General features: G+C 55.4%; 10 protein-coding genes and 4 pseudogenes. 6 read left to right on the top strand and 8 right to left on the bottom strand.

Annotated elements, in window-relative coordinates:
* Positions 1-110: 110 nt before the first annotated feature.
* Positions 111-1,115 carry an MmgE/PrpD family protein gene (locus TKWG_RS01115; RefSeq protein ID WP_014749044.1) on the bottom strand — a complete coding sequence of 335 codons (1,005 nt, stop codon included), beginning with the start codon at positions 1,113-1,115 and terminating at the stop codon, positions 111-113.
* Between the two features lie 286 nt (positions 1,116-1,401).
* Here TKWG_RS01115 and soxR point away from each other — a divergent pair, with 286 nt between their 5' ends.
* A complete protein-coding gene (gene soxR, locus TKWG_RS22135; protein WP_014749043.1) occupies positions 1,402-1,863 on the top strand; it encodes a redox-sensitive transcriptional activator SoxR in 462 nt (153 codons plus the stop codon).
* On the opposite strand, the gene TKWG_RS01105 is transcribed toward soxR, so the two are convergent.
* Complete coding sequence (locus TKWG_RS01105) at positions 1,789-2,682, bottom strand: arylamine N-acetyltransferase family protein (protein ID WP_014749042.1); 894 nt, start codon at positions 2,680-2,682, stop codon at positions 1,789-1,791. The two genes, soxR and TKWG_RS01105, sit on opposite strands and share 75 nt — an antisense overlap.
* Before the next feature lie 63 nt (positions 2,683-2,745).
* Positions 2,746-3,545 (bottom strand): annotated as a pseudogene (locus TKWG_RS01100) (helix-turn-helix domain-containing protein).
* Positions 3,546-3,795: 250 nt separating this feature from the next.
* On the opposite strand from TKWG_RS01100, the gene TKWG_RS01095 reads away from it, so the two are divergent.
* The gene (locus tag TKWG_RS01095) at positions 3,796-4,185 is read left to right on the top strand and encodes a putative quinol monooxygenase (protein ID WP_014749039.1); all 390 of its coding nucleotides are present in this window, start codon (positions 3,796-3,798) and stop codon (positions 4,183-4,185) included.
* An 80-nt stretch (positions 4,186-4,265) separates the two neighbouring features.
* Positions 4,266-4,742, top strand: coding sequence for an OsmC family protein (locus tag TKWG_RS01090; protein WP_014749038.1), 477 nt, complete (start codon positions 4,266-4,268; stop codon positions 4,740-4,742).
* 167 nt (positions 4,743-4,909) lie between these two features.
* Here TKWG_RS01090 and TKWG_RS01085 read toward each other — a convergent pair.
* Positions 4,910-6,206, bottom strand: a pseudogene (locus tag TKWG_RS01085) (MFS transporter).
* Positions 6,207-6,349: 143 nt separating this feature from the next.
* Between TKWG_RS01085 and argE the strand changes: the two are divergent.
* Positions 6,350-7,513 carry an acetylornithine deacetylase gene (gene argE, locus TKWG_RS01080; protein WP_014749036.1) on the top strand — a complete coding sequence of 388 codons (1,164 nt, stop codon included), beginning with the start codon at positions 6,350-6,352 and terminating at the stop codon, positions 7,511-7,513.
* A gap of 214 nt (positions 7,514-7,727) precedes the next feature.
* Here argE and TKWG_RS01075 read toward each other — a convergent pair whose 3' ends face one another.
* Together TKWG_RS01075 and TKWG_RS20905 are read right to left on the bottom strand one after the other, a co-directional pair.
* On the bottom strand, positions 7,728-9,518 hold the full coding sequence (locus TKWG_RS01075) for a pyrroloquinoline quinone-dependent dehydrogenase (RefSeq protein ID WP_014749035.1): 1,791 nt from the start codon (positions 9,516-9,518) through the stop codon (positions 7,728-7,730).
* Positions 9,519-9,595: 77 nt separating this feature from the next.
* Positions 9,596-10,378 carry a c-type cytochrome gene (locus TKWG_RS20905; protein WP_014749034.1) on the bottom strand — a complete coding sequence of 261 codons (783 nt, stop codon included), beginning with the start codon at positions 10,376-10,378 and terminating at the stop codon, positions 9,596-9,598.
* A gap of 424 nt (positions 10,379-10,802) precedes the next feature.
* On the opposite strand from TKWG_RS20905, the pseudogene TKWG_RS01065 reads away from it, so the two are divergent.
* Together TKWG_RS01065 and TKWG_RS01060 are read left to right on the top strand one after the other, a co-directional pair.
* Positions 10,803-11,821 (top strand): annotated as a pseudogene (locus tag TKWG_RS01065) (XdhC family protein).
* An 8-nt stretch (positions 11,822-11,829) separates the two neighbouring features.
* Positions 11,830-12,468: a nucleotidyltransferase family protein gene (locus TKWG_RS01060; protein ID WP_014749032.1), complete on the top strand. Its 639-nt coding sequence runs from the start codon at positions 11,830-11,832 to the stop codon at positions 12,466-12,468.
* 160 nt (positions 12,469-12,628) lie between these two features.
* Here the strand turns inward: TKWG_RS01060 and TKWG_RS01055 are convergent.
* Together TKWG_RS01055 and TKWG_RS01050 are read right to left on the bottom strand one after the other, a co-directional pair.
* A pseudogene (locus tag TKWG_RS01055) lies at positions 12,629-14,967 on the bottom strand (molybdopterin cofactor-binding domain-containing protein).
* Complete coding sequence (locus tag TKWG_RS01050; protein WP_014749029.1) at positions 14,964-15,428, bottom strand: (2Fe-2S)-binding protein; 465 nt, start codon at positions 15,426-15,428, stop codon at positions 14,964-14,966. Before TKWG_RS01050 ends, TKWG_RS01055 begins: the two are co-directional and overlap by 4 nt.
* Positions 15,429-15,706 lie beyond the last annotated feature (278 nt).

Raw genomic sequence — 15,706 nt, 5'->3', positions numbered from 1 at the left:
AAAAATGGCGCGGCCGCAGGGCCACGCCAGCATATAACATCATTCAATGGAAGATATTATACGAAACGTATACGTTTAGTATAACATGAGACGCAGATTCGTGGCCGGCTTTACGAATCAAGAGGCGAGCCAATCCGCTCATTCACATAGGTCGTCAGCTCACCCGGCGCCGTATGCTCCAGACGCAGTATCAAGCCGATGATCGTCTCGGCCTCGTCATCGCTGATGGCTGATGCCACCTGCCTGCGAAACTCTCGTATGGCCTCAATCCCGGAACTTGTCCGGTTACGCTGGATCGCAGCCCAGGCGTCGAGCGGCGCACGGTTCAGGTTAAGGGCGCTCATGGCCTGCTGAAGTTGATTAATTAATACAGGCAGACACTGACCGCCCAGTGCTGCCATATGCGCCGACAGCACTGCGTCCATTGCGGCCCGACCGGGGCCGGGCAAATCAGCCTGATCCTGGCAGACGCTGGCATCAGCTGCAAGCGCGCCGCCCTGGCCGGCTATTGCTGCATTCTTTGCCAATTGCGCCGCCTGCGCGACAGCAAATCCCATTGCGTGCAGCGTCGCATTTGCTGGCAACTGGCTTACCCTGGCTGCCGCCGCCGCGGCGCTCACCGTTGCGTTCACGACGCCACTCCGCCACTGCTGGCTGTGATCGCTATCAGGCAGACTGGCCAGTACCTCTGTTGCAAGATATCCGGCAGCCAACGCGCTCATGAATAGGTGTCCGCTGCCCTGACTGGCCTGGACAAGCGACCAAGCCGCAGCAATGATGGCAGAATCGACTGTCATGGGTCCGGCATGCATTTGTGCACCAGGCTGCCGGATATCAAGTATTGCACCTGTTGACAAGGCTGACAGCACTGGCTGATGCTGGGCATATCCGGTTGAACCCAGAGCAGCCTGCGATCCGCTGCGGGTGCTGGTGCCTGGCCCGGTAGTGGCAGTCACGCGGGATATCGTTTTCCGCTGGTTTATATCTGCGCTCAATATTGTTGCAAATGCCTTGAGCACACGCCAGCGAATCTGTTCTGCGGCAGCAACCGGCACATTTTCAATTGTAATAGTGCTGATGAGTTGCGCAAATTGCGCCGTCACCGGATCGCTCATATCTTTCTAATCTCTTCTCTTAATTGCAACTGCTATTGTGCAGCATCCTGCATATTGCCGCCAGTTGCATTCAGGAGGTTTCTTGATGTGGATCATATTTTTCAAATTTATAAACCACAACAACCACAGGGATATTGCACATGCAATCGATCGCATGCAATTTCAATTTGAACATTGCTGTGCGCACGAGCTTGCACTATGTGCTCACGAATCGCCCCCTGGCCCGCTGACAGCGGGCCGATCACAGATATAATAACTGAACCTTAGTTTAGGTACGGGAGTGTCCATGCCAGAGATAAAACCTGAAGAACACGGAAAGCTGCTGTCGGTGGGCGAAGTAGCTCAACGCAGTGGTGTAGCGGTATCTGCGCTGCACTTTTATGAGCGTAAGGGATTAATTGCCAGCGTAAGAAACAGCGGCAATCAGCGCCGCTACAAACGTGAAGTCCTGCGCAAAGTGGCAATTATCAAAGTTGCCCAACGGGTGGGCATTCCGCTGACGGAAATTGCCGACGCGTTTGCCACCCTGCCCAGCGGCCGGACCCCAAGCGCAGCAGACTGGGAACGCATGTCCCAGGCCTGGCATGATGATCTGAACGAGCGCATCCGGACACTGACCAGCCTGCGCGATCAACTCACCGAATGTATAGGTTGCGGCTGCCTGTCCATTGCGTCATGCCCCTTGCGCAACTACCTGGACAGGCTCTCGGACAGCGGGCCTGGCGCTCATTTCCCACCCCCGGGCTAGCAGTTGCCATTTTTTTTCGAATGCCGTCATATCTGGCACGCAAACCCCGAAAACGTCATGCAACGCGGCTTGCGCCGCTTGCGCACTGTCCAGAACGGCCTGTACCGTCTGCCCGTCTTGGTAACGCGTGGTTAGCAGATTGTTGCGCAAGGTGTAGCGCCCATTCTGGAAAATCCTGGCTGCCACAACGGAATGACGGAAATGGGAATCGTCGTGTGTGGAGGTGTAATAGTTGGGTGCAATGTAGTCCACCGGATGCTGCCGGGTCAAATCAAACCGGTACATATTGCGCCAGCCCGTATTGGTTTGCAGCTGTAGCCAGTATTCACCATCAATCAGCAGACAGCGATAAGTGCCGTGACTGGTTTGCTGCACATTTTCCCTGTTCATTACCATGGGCGCTGGAATGGAGTTGCCGCCAAATCCCACATCGACAATATAAGGACGATGCTCCAGTCTGACATGCAGCAGCATATGGGAGCGAGGGGTGACGGCATTCTCGTCGGCGCCCCACAGCACCCGCGCAACCAGGTTGGACACGTTAAAACCCAGGCGAGACAACACATGGGCGAACAGCATATTCTGTTCGTAGCAGTACCCGCCACGCTCGCTAAATACCAGTTTGTGCTCCAGGCTGGACAAATCAATATGCACCGCCCGGTTCAGAAAAGGGTCCAGATTTTCAAATGAAATAGTCTTCTGGTGCAACAACTGCAGCGCTGCAAGGGTTTCCAGTGAGGGGGCCTGAGGTCCTGTATAACCGAGTTTGGCAAAATACGCATTCAGATCGATTTTGTAATCTGTGAGCGGGGTCTTCATCAAAACACTCCGGGTAAAAGAATAAATGACGATCGCAGTGTAAAACCTCAACCTATATTAAGGTCAAACCATCTGCTCTGCCGGCAAGGCCAGGTTCCGCAGGATCGCTGCAGAGTCGGCATTGGCCGGCAGAAATATTTCCAGCACCAGCTCCGAAAGCGCGACCTCCAAAGGGGTTCCGAAGGTCATGGTCGCGCTCAGCAGGGACAGCACACCTTCGTGCGTGCCTATCTGCAATGGCACGGCAATGGTATGGTTAACTCGCGACAGGTGAGGGATCCCATCCGGCGTGGGATAGGCAACCAGCTCATCATACAGTGCCAGCAACCACGGGTCAGCCGTCTGCTCGTACTGGCGCTGCAGGCGTTGCAGCAAATGCGCACGCCATTCAGAAAAATTGAGAATGCGTGTTGCCAGCCCTTGCGGGTGCAAACCCAATCGCAGTACGTTCACAGGCGCCTGCAACAGCTCTGGCGCCACATCGGCAAGCAATAACGACAGGCTGCGATTGGCATGCACCAGGTTCCAATGGCCGTCCACCGCCATGGCAGGAAACGGCTCATGCGCCGCCAGCAAGGCAGTGATCGCGCTGTGCGTTTCATGCAGTGGCGCATCGCTCAGCGCGTGTTCGGCATAATGCGGGGCATATCCGGCGCACAGCAGCAATTCGTTACGCCCCCGCAGGGTATATCCAGATGTTCGGCCAGCAAAAGCAACATCTGGCGGCTGGGTTGCGCCCTGCCGGTTTCCATGAAACTCAAATGCCGGGCGGAAATATTTGCCAGGCAGGCCAGGTCCAGCTGACTGTAGCGTCGCCGCTGTCGCCAGTCGCGTATGAGGCCTCCAACCGTGGTTTGTGTCATGATTTTTGCAGGTTTGATTGGTCGGCGCAGGCGTGCCGACGAACGCACGGGCGGCCTGTGGCGTGTTGCCACAACAACAAAAGCAGCCTGTTGACGCTAGCATAATCGGGGCCCGAACATTAAACCATTACCTTGCAGGTAATGGACATGCGTCGCGTTTTATATCACAGTAGATGCAACTACCCCATCACATCACGTCTGCGGCCCGAAGACAATTTGCCCTCGCTCCGTAAAATAAAAGGAATATCGCATGATCGAGCTATCCGAATCAAGTCCTGATTTACACAAAAATACAAATCACCGTAAGCTTGTCTCGTCTGTGAGCCACCCAACAGAAGAGACCTACGTTATTATTTTTCATTTGAAAGCGGGTACACAAGCGCAGTTTCTCGCGCTACTTGAACCCGTGCTGGACACCATGCGAGACGAAATCACATTCGTCAATGCAGCGCTGCACCGCGATCCAGCGTCGGAGACGATTTATATGCTTTATGAAACCTGGCTGGATCGCGAGGATGTATTAAATGTACAGATGCACAGGCCTTATCGCCAGGCCTTCTGGAACACCCTGCCGGAACTGCTGGAGAAGCCTAGACAGATACAGGTATGGAAACCGGTCAGAACCGACCTGACCATCTAAGGCTACAATGTGCGGGCAACCATCATGGCGTGCCCGTCGCCCAGCACGGTATTGTTTATCATTTCCATCAGGAACAGACCATGGCAGTCAGTCACCACTATGACGTAATCATCGAATGGACCGGCAATCGCGGCGTCGGTACGCTCGACTATAAAAGTTATGATCGCGACCACGTCATCCGCGCCAATGACAAGCCAGACATTGCCGGCTCATCGGATGCAGCATTTGCCGGCGATGCGCAGCGCTGGAATCCCGAAGATCTTCTTGTGGCCTCTGTGTCTGCCTGCCACAAGCTATGGTACCTGCATTTGTGCGCGGACGCCCGCATACAGGTCATGAGCTATATCGATCATGCCCATGGCGTCATGCAGACCCACGCCAATGGGGGTGCCTTCAGCAAGATTGTACTTCGGCCGGTTATTACAGTTAGTCGGGAGCAGGATATCGACAAGGCCCGGCAATTGCATCATGATGCCCACGAAAAATGCTTTATTGCCAGTTCGGTAAATTTTCCGATAGACGTCGAACCCGATATCCAGGTTGCCGCAGCGCAATAGCACAGGTTTGCGCGGACAATGAGCACATGCCCGCAGCTTTGATGTACTCGCTTTGACATAGCCATTTGAAGTACCCATTCTGAAATAGCAAAGGCCATATGACAATCGCCATATGGCCTTTGCTGCTTTGCCAGCAGCTACTTTGAGTTGCCGGCCTGCATGGGCAATCAGTGCGTCACTTCGCTATCAGCCCGTTTGCCCAATATGATGGCCGCAACCAGACCCAGACCAACACCGAACATCACATAATAAGTGGGTGCCATGGGCGAGCCGGTCTGCTGAATCAGCCAGGTGACAATGAACTGGGCAAAACCGCCGATCAGCATGACCGCCAGGTTATAGGAAATAGACAGGCCAAGCGAGCGCACGCGCGTTGGAAACAACACGGCCATCACGGTACTGAAAACGGCAAAGAAAGCAGCCGCACACAGACCGGTGGCCAATTGCACCACAATCAGCTTGGAGATGGTTGGCGCTGCCGTAAGCCATGAATAGATCGGGAACAGAATCACAAAATACAGACCCAGTGAACCAATCAGCAACCGGCTGCGACCAATGCGATCGGACAGCAGCCCCATCAGGGGCGTAAGAATAACCACCCACAATGCCCCCAGCATCTGCACTTCAAAGGTTTCTTGCAGTGGCAATTTCAGTATCTTCGTGGCAAACGTCACCAGATAAGTGAACGTAATGTATACGGTCACGGTGGCGGCTGCCACAAGCCCGATACCCAGCACCGTTTCGCGCCAGGCATTTACCAACAGCTCACCAATCGTGATACGGCGTCCTTCTGCCGCTTCCAGCTTCTTGGCGTTGCGAAACACCTCGGTTTCATCCAGTTGTTGCCTGATATACACGGCAACAGGAATGATGATCAGCCGACAAAGAACGGGATACGCCAGGCCCAGGCTTCAATTTCTTCCTGCGTAAAGTACACGGTCATCAAGGTGCCCGCTGCAGCGCCAATCAACAGACCGATCATCTGGCCGGTCATTTGCCAGGAACCGTAGAATCCGCGTTTGCCTGGCGGCGCCATTTCAATTAATAATGCCGTTGCCGTACCGAATTCACCACCTGCCGAAAAGCCCTGGATCAGCCGGGCAATCAGAATCAGGACAGGGGCCAGGATGCCCGCGGTCAGATAGGTGGGCGAAAAAGTGATAATCGCCATGGACACGGCCATGAGCGAGGTGACCAGCACCAGCGCCGCTTTACGCCCTTTCCTGTCGCCATACATGCCAAGGATGACCCCACCCACCGGCGCATGAAAAAACCGACGCCGAATATGGCAGTTGTCATAAGAATAGCATTCAGATCACCGCTTTCTGCGGACGGATCTACAGGAAAGAAGAGCCTGGCGATAATTGGCGTCATGAAGGCGAAGACCAGAAAGTCGTACCACTCCAGCGCATTGCCAATGACCGCAGCAGCCAGGTTGCGCACCGAAACCTTGGTGGATTGCATGAAAATGTCCTTTACCGGTTAGAATAGAAATTAAAATACTTTGTAATGACATACAGCACAAGCACGCAAGAATGGTTAACGCGTAAAAACACCGATTCTGTGGTTTTTCCATACTCCTTATCCTGTATCAAGGACAATTTCGCATGACAACCAACATCACCAAAGAAGAATGGCTTGCCACTCTGGTCGGCATGGACACAACCAGTCGCAATTCCAACATGGGATTGATCGAAACCGTTCGTGACGCCCTGTCCGCTCAGGGTGTCGAGAGCTGGCTCACGACCGATGAAAAAGGCGCCAAGGCCAATCTTTTTGCCACCCTGCCTGCATCCGACGGACAGACCCAGGGCGGCGTTGCACTATCGGGACACACCGATGTGGTACCCGTGGACGGGCAAGACTGGAACAGCGATCCTTTTGTACTGCTGCCCTCCCAGGATCGCTTTTACGGTCGCGGCACCTGCGATATGAAAGGATTTATTGCGACGGCAATGGCCCTGGTGCCCGAGTTCCTGCAGCAAAAGCGCTCCAAACCCATTCACCTGGCCTTTTCCTATGACGAAGAAGTTGGCTGTGCGGGTGCGCCGTTCATGCTCAAGGAACTGCAAAAACGCAACCAGAAAATAGATGGATGCGTAGTTGGCGAGCCTACGGGCATGCGCGTTGTAGTCGCACACAAGGGAATTAATCTGTTTACCTGCCGCGTGCACGGCAAGGCAGCACACTCGTCGCTCACACCGTTCGGCTGCAACGCCATTGAACATGCGGCCAGATTAATCTGCCACATTCGCGATCTGGCCGATCACTATCGTGATAGCGGGCCTTATGACAAGCACTATGATGTGGCCTATTCCACCATCACCACCAACAAAATCCAGGGCGGTATTGCCGTCAATACGATCCCCGGCGAATGTCAGTTCAATTACGAGTTCCGCAACCTGCCCGGCATGCCCGGCGAGCAAATCCAGGCCAGGATCCAGGAATATGTAAACAACGAGTTGCTACCGCGCATGCAAAAAGAATATCCTGATGCACGCATCGATATTAGTGCCGATGCCAGCGCCCCACCGCTGGAAGCCTCTGAACAGGCGGCTATTACCGAGCTGGTCCGGGCATTGACTCAGGATCGCGAAACACGCAAGGTTGCTTATGGTACCGAAGCAGGTCTGTTCCAGCAATTGGGCATCCCCACCATCGTATGTGGGCCCGGTTTGATCGAGCAGGCGCACAAGCCCGACGAATTCGTGGAATTTTCACAATTGAATGACTGCGAAAATTTCCTGAGGAAACTGTCGGCAAGTCTTTGAATGCCATAGGGCGGTTATCGCCGCAAATCTAACATCGCTTGCGTACCCTCCCATGGTCGCTTGTACGACTGACCATCCTCCACAAAAAAAAAGATGGGCCCCTAAAGGCCCATCTTTTTTTACCAACATCGGCTAGCGAAAAAACGCTGCTTGCCTCTGGTTTATCGAACCCGCGTGACAGCAGAACACCGTCACGCGAACTTCGTTCGCAACCTTATTTCTTGCCGTTTTTAGCCTTGATATCGTCCAGCGCAAATACAAAGACCGAGTGACCGGAGTCAACAACGTTTTTCAGCTCGGGACTCAGAATTGCAGCAGGCGGTGTCTGGGCGTTCGGGCCTGTTACCACAGCGATGTACTGCTTGCCATCAACGCTGTAGGTCATTGGGAAACCGCCGATCGAGGTATTCAGACGAATCGACCACAGCTTCTCACCGTTGTTCTGGTCATACGCAGCAAACTCGCGCATGCTGTCGCCGGTAAAGACCAGGCCGCCACCGGTTGTCAGCACGCCAGAACTGAAAATCGGTTTCTGCTTTTTAACCCACAGGAACTTGCCGGTTTTCACATCGACCGCATACACGCGACCGACGCTATCTTCACCTGGCGCAAACGATACGGCACCCGATGCCTGAGCACCCACAGATTCGCCAGTACGCAGCTCGATCGGCTTGGGCGTGAGCTCCTTGCATGAAGAGCTGACGGGGACATACAGGGCGTTGGTCAACGGGCTGTACGCTGCTGTCATCCACAATTTACCCAGGTCACGACCGCCACATACCTTGACTGTTTCATCGATAGACTTGGCTTTCAGATCAGTATTGGTAATGACCTTGCCGTCTTCAGTAAACCCTTTGATCACGTTCTGGAACACAGTATCGCGTGCCCACAGCAGCTTGCCGGTATCACGATCCAGTACAAAAGCTGTACCGTATTTGCCAGGAACAGATGCAATCACATCATATTTCTTACCAGCTTCTACATCCTTGCTCATGTAGGCCACTTCGTCCTTGGATGGGGCAATCTGGCTTTCTACAAGAACGCGCTCAAACGGACTGTCCAGATCCCAGTCGTCATTGGGCATATGCTGATAATGCCATTTGACTTTACCGGTTTCAGCATCAATGGCCAGCGTAGAGCTGGTGTACAGCGCATCGCCGTCGCCACTGCCGCGCAGAATGGATGGATACGGGATCGGCATACCGATGCCCCAGTACAGCATTTTGCGTTTTGGATCGTAAGAACCGGTGATCCAGGGCGAGCCGCCCCAGCGGTTTTCCTTGGCCAGGCCGCCCCAGCTGTCGTCTACCGCAGGATCGCCAATGGTGTTCAGACGCCACAGTTCCTTGCCGGTTTCAGCATCATGGGCGGTGATATAGCAACCACCCGCCGTGCCTGTAATACTGCAGCCAGAGGTGCCGGTGAAGACTTTGCCGTCAACAACCAGCGGTCCTGCCGTAAAGCTGTAGCCTTTTTCCCATTCGTTAACCTGGACTTCCCACAATTTCTTGCCGGTTTTCGCTTCAAGCGCGACCAGTTTGGCATCCGGCGTGGTCAGGTAGACCTTGTCTTCGTACAACGCCAATGAGTTACGCTGACGATTGGCTTGTGCATCGTGATAGCCACCCGTAAATTTTGGCAACGGCTGAGTGTATTCCCAGATCAGATCGCCCGTTGTAGCATCCAGTGCCTGCACATGACTGCGGTTCATTCCCAGGAACATGATACCGTCGTGAACCAGCGGCGCCGTTTCCTGCAGGCCGCCTACCGGCATGGACCACGCCCAGGCCAGATCCAGTTGCTTCACATTCTTTTTATTGACCTGGTCCAGGGGGCTGTAACCCTGATTGTCAATGGTACGGCGCCAGCTCGGCCAGTCGCCGTCAGCAGGATTCAGAATCTGTTCGTTGGAAATGGGTTTGTAATTTTCGATCTTCACTTGTGCCTGAGCCGCACAGGCAAACATCACTGCGGCAGATACAGCCAGAAGGCTATGGATTTTCATTTTGTGTCCTATTCTTCAATATTCGTTACGGGTCGCGGCTCACAAGAGAGCATCACGACATTGGTCAAATGCACCGATCAGCGCGCGGCCTTGGCCTGTTCCACAGAAACGCCGCCATAACTGTTACCCCAGCTGTTGCGAACGTAAGTGGCGACGGCAGCAACCTGCTCGTCATTGAACTGGCCACCCAGGGCCGGCATACTGTTCAGGCCGTGGATAATCGTGCTGAGCAAGGCAGGTGCATTGGCCAGCCTGTCAAACCCTTCAAGCTTCGTGCCAAACGCGCCCTGGCCTTCTGCGCCGTGGCAGGCAGCACATGTGCTGGCAAATACTTTGGCGCCGGCAGCCATCAGTTCTGGCGTGGCTTCGACTTTTTCACTAGTCACTTCAGGCTTCTCGATCGTGCCCAGAACAGTCACCATCACGCCAACATCGGCAAAACCCTGGCCGTTCATGTCGCCCGGTTTTTTGTCGCCGTCAAAGCGATACAGGGGAAGGCCGGCGTAGCTGACCTGGGATACGCCCTTGTCATTTTTGTCTGCCTTGAGCAGACCTGGCAGAATTTCGTGACCCAGCGGACGGCTCTCGGAAACCACGGGTTCCCAATGCTTCATACAGGCGTCATCGCAATTGGCCTTTTGATCTTTGCTCAGCGTATACAGGGTGCGCCCCTGGGCGTCGACAAGAAAGGGCGTCATGGTGCCGCTGGTACCCTTGGCAATCAGGGCGGCAGAGGTTGACCCGGCAGTCTTGCCAGCGCCTTGTGAACCGGCTGCCGTGTTTGCATTTGCCAGGCCAGCAAAGCCGAAGGCAGCCGCACACGCGACTGCTGCGGCAGTGTGTGTCAGTTTAATTTTCATTGCTTTTCTCGTGTTGGGAGGGTTCAAATTAGTCATCGCTCAAGCCATACTTTGGTTGACTAGTCAATGATATAGGTCAAATGATATGCTTTTATTTCAACCGGGACAACCCGTCTGCCCGTCTTTGGCTGTTTTGGTCTCGTGATCAAGGACTTAACGTTGATTTCATCTGCTACTAATCGGCTATAACGTTGGTATCACGACACAACGCGTCGTTTCACTGTTATTTCACCCCCCAAAAAAACACGGGTCAGCCAGGGCACGGACCACCACCGATAGTGATTGAACGAAAAAGCCTTTGTCTGGCTGCCCACCGGGCGCGCAACGCTGCCCAATGCATCCGATTGCATTACAATCGACATGACATGACGACTGTCATCAACAGGGGCTGCACGGCTCCGACAAACAGGAACAGGCGGTAGTAATGGAAAATCTTGATGTCCTCGTATTGCGCAAACTCTGCGCCTGGCGCCGGGAAGGGAAAAAGCCCTGCTGGCCACCGTCATTCGGACCTGGGGCTCCTCGCCGCGTCCGTTGGGATCGGTCATGGCCTTGTGCGAGGACGGCGCTGTGGTCGGCTCGGTATCCGGTGGCTGTATTGAAGACGACCTGATCTTTCGCTACACCGGCGGCAGCGAAAATACGGTGCTGGTCAATGGCGGTCCGCCCTGCCTGGTCCGCTACGGCGTGACCGCTGAAGAAGCCTATCGCTTCGGCCTGCCTTGCGGCGGCACCCTGGAGATCCTGCTCGAATTCAATCCCGATGCGCAGGCGCTGGATGAATTGGTGGCCGCCCTGGAACAGGGCCAGTTGATGCAGCGCGCCGTGCAACTGGATAATGGCGTTGTCCGGCAGCAGCCGATTGATCAGCCGTTACCGCTCAGTATTGATGACAAGACGCTGAAAAACACCTTTGGTCCGGAGTTTCGCATGCTGCTGATCGGCGCTGGGCAGCTGACCGAGTACGTTGCCACCATGGCCCTGTTCAGTGGCTTTGCAGTGACCGTCTGTGATCCGCGCATCGAATACCGCAACGGCTGGTCAGTGCAAGGCGTGACCGTGCTCTCGGAGATGCCCGACGACGTGGTCACTGCTTTTCGACCGGACCGGCGCAGTTGCATTATTGCCCTGACCCACGACCCCAAGCTGGACGATCTGGCGCTCATGGAAGCGCTGCTTTCAGATGCCTTCTATGTGGGCGCTATCGGATCACGTCGCAATAATCACATTCGTCGTCAACGGCTGCAGGAGCATTTTGGCATCACACCACAACAGCTTGCCCGTCTGCGCGGCCCGATAGGCGTGTATATCGGCAGCAAGTCTCCCGCTGAAATTGCCGTCAGCGTCATGGCCGAAGTGATCGCCGTGAAAAACGGCCTGCTGCTGCCCGAGAACTTCGATGTCTCCCATGCCAAGGCCAACCCGTCTGAATACGCCGCCTGACAGCCGACATGCTTGAACCTGACTGCCGAGCGCCCGCACCCGATATCGTCGCGCTTGTCCTGGCGGCAGGCAAGGGCTCCCGTTTTGATGCATCAGGCGTGCGTTACAAGCCAGTACAGCCTTTGGCCGATGGTACCTCCATGGTTTATGCCGTCTGCCATACGTTGCTGCAGCATATTGATGCTGTCACGGTTATCTGCGGCCCGCAGCAGGAGGCGGTGCGCCATGCGCTGGGCGGGCTGCCAGTAAACCTGATTCATTGCGCCGATGCTCACATGGGCATGAGTGCCTCGTTGCGTTGCGGAATCAGCCACAGTCCGGCCCAGATTGGCTGGATCATTGCCCTTGCCGATATGCCCTGCATCCACGCCGATACGGTGCATGCAGTCGCCACGCGCCTTCGCCAGGCTGGTGGCATCGTGCGGCCGCAATTTCGCAACACACCGGGGCATCCGGTGGCATTCGCCAGCCAGTTCAGGGACGAACTGCTGCAGGTAACGGGCGACGAGGGCGCGCGCGCAATCATCCGGCGCCATCCCGACGCCTTAACGCTCATCCCCGTCAATGATCCGGGCTGCCTGCTTGATATTGACACCCAGGAGCAACTGCAGCAAATCGGCAAGGCCGGCGGTCAGCGGGCGCCGTAATAAAAAAATCGGGGCGCATCAAGCACCCCGATACATTCAGGAAAAACACCAGGAGACGCGCCCGCCTTGATCGGCATAACGGAGCATATGCAGTCCCCGTTGCCAGCGCGACAGACCCGGGCCAAACGGCTACCGGCCTGCTCCCGGTTAACTGCCTCCCTTAGCTTTTTTGCTGCATCTGATTACCAATAGGCAGGCTGCGAATCCGCTTGCCGGTGGCAGCAAAAATCGCATTGCACAGGGCTGCCGATACTGGCGGCGTACCTGGCTCGCCCACGCCACCCAACGGTGCATCATAATCACTGGCCGCAACAAGATGCACATGAATTTCACGCGGTGCGCTCATCATGGAAGTGATGCGATAGTCGTGGAAATTGCTCTGCACCGCCGCACCGTTCTTGAAGCTGATCTCCCCCATCGTGGCCAGGCTCACGCCCATGACGGTTGCGCCTTCGATCTGCGAACGAATGCGTTCGGGATTAACTTGCGGCCCGCAATCGACCGCCACATCCACGCGCGGAATGGACAGCTCGCCATTATCAGACACTTCCACATGAACCACTGTCGCTACATAAGTCACAAAGCTATAGTGCGCTGCCAGACCCATGGCCTGCCCTTTTGCACCAGATTTTCCCCAACCCGCTTCGCGCGTGACCACTTCAATCACATTGCGCAGGCGACCCGTATCCACCGGATACTTTTCGGGCGACTCATCGTGATTCCATGAATCTGACAGATCGGCAGGATTGATGCGCCTGGCAGGGCCGATCAGATCCAGCAGAAAGTCGCGGTGGTCCTTGTCCAGTTCGGCGGCCATTTCCGCCACAAAAGACTGGATAGCAAACGCACGTGGAATGTTCGAGACCGAACGGAACCAACCAATGCGGGTATGAGCCTCGGCTTCGGGATTTTCGACCCGAACATTGGGGATGGCAAAAGGCACGTTGGCCGCGCCCATGCCCAGCTCTCCTGCAGACTGCAGCTTGGTGTCGGCAAAGGTAGAGCCAATGGAGGGCGCTGCTGTGCGGTGCAGCCACGCCGTCACCTTGCCTTGTGCGTCCAGGCCCGCTTCCAGATGCTCCACCGATACGGTGTGATAATAGGAATGCTGAATGTCATCTTCTCGAGTCCAGGTCACCTTCACTGGTTTGCCATCCATTGCCTTGGACAGCAGCCCGGCTTCCACCACAAAATCCGGCTTGGACTTGCGGCCGAAACCGCCGCCCAGCAATGTCTGGTTAACCTTGACGTTTTCCGGCGGCAGCTCCAGCCATTTGACCAGCATGTCATGGGTCGCCTGCGGCGCCTGGACACTGGCCCAGGCTTCACATTTGCCATCGACGATTCGTACCGTGGCCACGGGTGTTTCCATGGGCGCCTGAGCCAGATGCGGAACGTAATACTCAGCCTGTATGCGCTTGGCGGCACTGCCCAGCGCGGCCATCGCATCGCCGTCGTTGCGTACTGCTTTTTCGGTCGGCTTGCGCACGGACGCTTCAAGCTGCTTGCGATATTCTGCGGAATCATAAGAGGCGTGAGGGCCACCCTCCCATTCGATCTTCAATGCCTTGCGTCCGGCAATGGCCGCCCATGTATTGGTCGCGATCACGGCCACGCCGCCCAGCGGATTGAACATGGCCGGCGGTGGCGAACCGGCCAGCGTCACCACTTTTACCACACCCGGGATTTTCAGCGCAGCTGCATCATCTACCTTGACCAGCTTGCCGCCGAATACAGGAGGACGGGCCACCACGGCGTACAGCATGCCTTCGAGCCGGACGTCCTGGCCATATTGCGCGCGTCCGGTAACGATATCCATACCGTCTGCAATATGCGTCTGTCCTTTGCCAATATAGCGAAAGGCGTCTGCCGATTTGAGTTTCAGCGCGTCACCGGACGGCACTTCAAGCTGCGCCGCTTTCTGCGCAACGTCACCAAAACCGAGTTTCTTGCCGGTCGGCGTATGAATCAATTCATGATTTTTTGCATGCACTTCGGATTCGGGCACATTCCACTGGCTGGCAGCCGCAGACACGAGCATGGCTCGCGCAGCAGCACCCACGCGCCGCATCGGCATGAAAAAATGACGCACACTGCGCGAGCCGTCGGTGTCCTGATTGCCGAAACGCGCTTCTTCGGCCCAGGCCTGTTTCACCGTAACGCGCCCCCAGTCTGCTTCCATTTCATCGGCAACAACCATTGGCAGGCTGGTCCGGACGCCCTGTCCCATTTCGGCCCGATGGCAAAGAATCGTGATTGCGCCGTCAGCGGCGATCGCCACGAAAATCAGCGGGTTGTCGACCGTTCCATGCGGCATGCATCGGCGCCATACTTTTTGGGTCCCTTCTGTTCTTCGCCTTCGGCACGGGCACGCAACGGCAACCCGACAGCCAGCACAAAACCACCCAGGGCAAAGCCCTTGAGCATCTTGCGTCGACTGATATTGCTGATCTGCACGTCGGCTGCCGCAATTGCAAATGTATTGTCTCGTATATTCATTTTGCACCTCCGGACTGGGCAACGTTCTTGATGGCACTGCGAATGCGCGTATAGGTGCCACAGCGGCACAAATTACCGCTCATTGCTGCATCAATATCAGCATCGGTCGGCGCCGGGGTCTTTTTCAACAGGGCCGTGGCAGACATGATTTGTCCGGTTTGACAGAAACCGCACTGGGGCACGCCCATTTCCACCCAGGCTTTCTGCACCGCTTTGCCGGTTTCGTCATTTTCCAGGGCTTCAATGGTGACGATTTTCTTACCCACTGCTGCGGTAATCGGCGTCACACAGGATCGTATCGGCTCACCGTCCAGATGCACCGTACAGGCGCCGCATAGGGACATGCCACAACCGAACTTTGTCCCGGTAAATCCAAGGTGATCGCGAAGCGCCCAAAGAATGGGGGTATCCTCCGGCAGATCAACTTCATGCTTCGAACCGTTAATTTCAAGTGTAATCATCGCAGCTATCCTTTGCGTTCGTTGCTAAACAAAAACCATCATCGTAAAGCCCCATCATTGACGTACCAGCGCACCCGATGCAGGCAAACCTGACTCGCATTACTGTATTCAGTATAGCAATCTTATCGGGATCGTGATCAACTTCGTGATAACCACATTTGTCATGGCATATAGCTCCAGCATGACATCAGGCCACCTGCTATCGCACGGCAGCGCAGGTGGCAATGTTCAGTTGTTCTAACCGCAGAAATAAAAAAAATGAAATACAAATGTCATAA

Origin of the sequence: Advenella kashmirensis WT001, from assembly GCF_000219915.2 — a bacterium.
GTDB lineage: Bacteria > Pseudomonadota > Gammaproteobacteria > Burkholderiales > Burkholderiaceae_B > Advenella > Advenella kashmirensis.
Note: the sequence above shows the minus strand (reverse complement) of the source record. Positions and strands in the feature narration are given on the sequence as shown.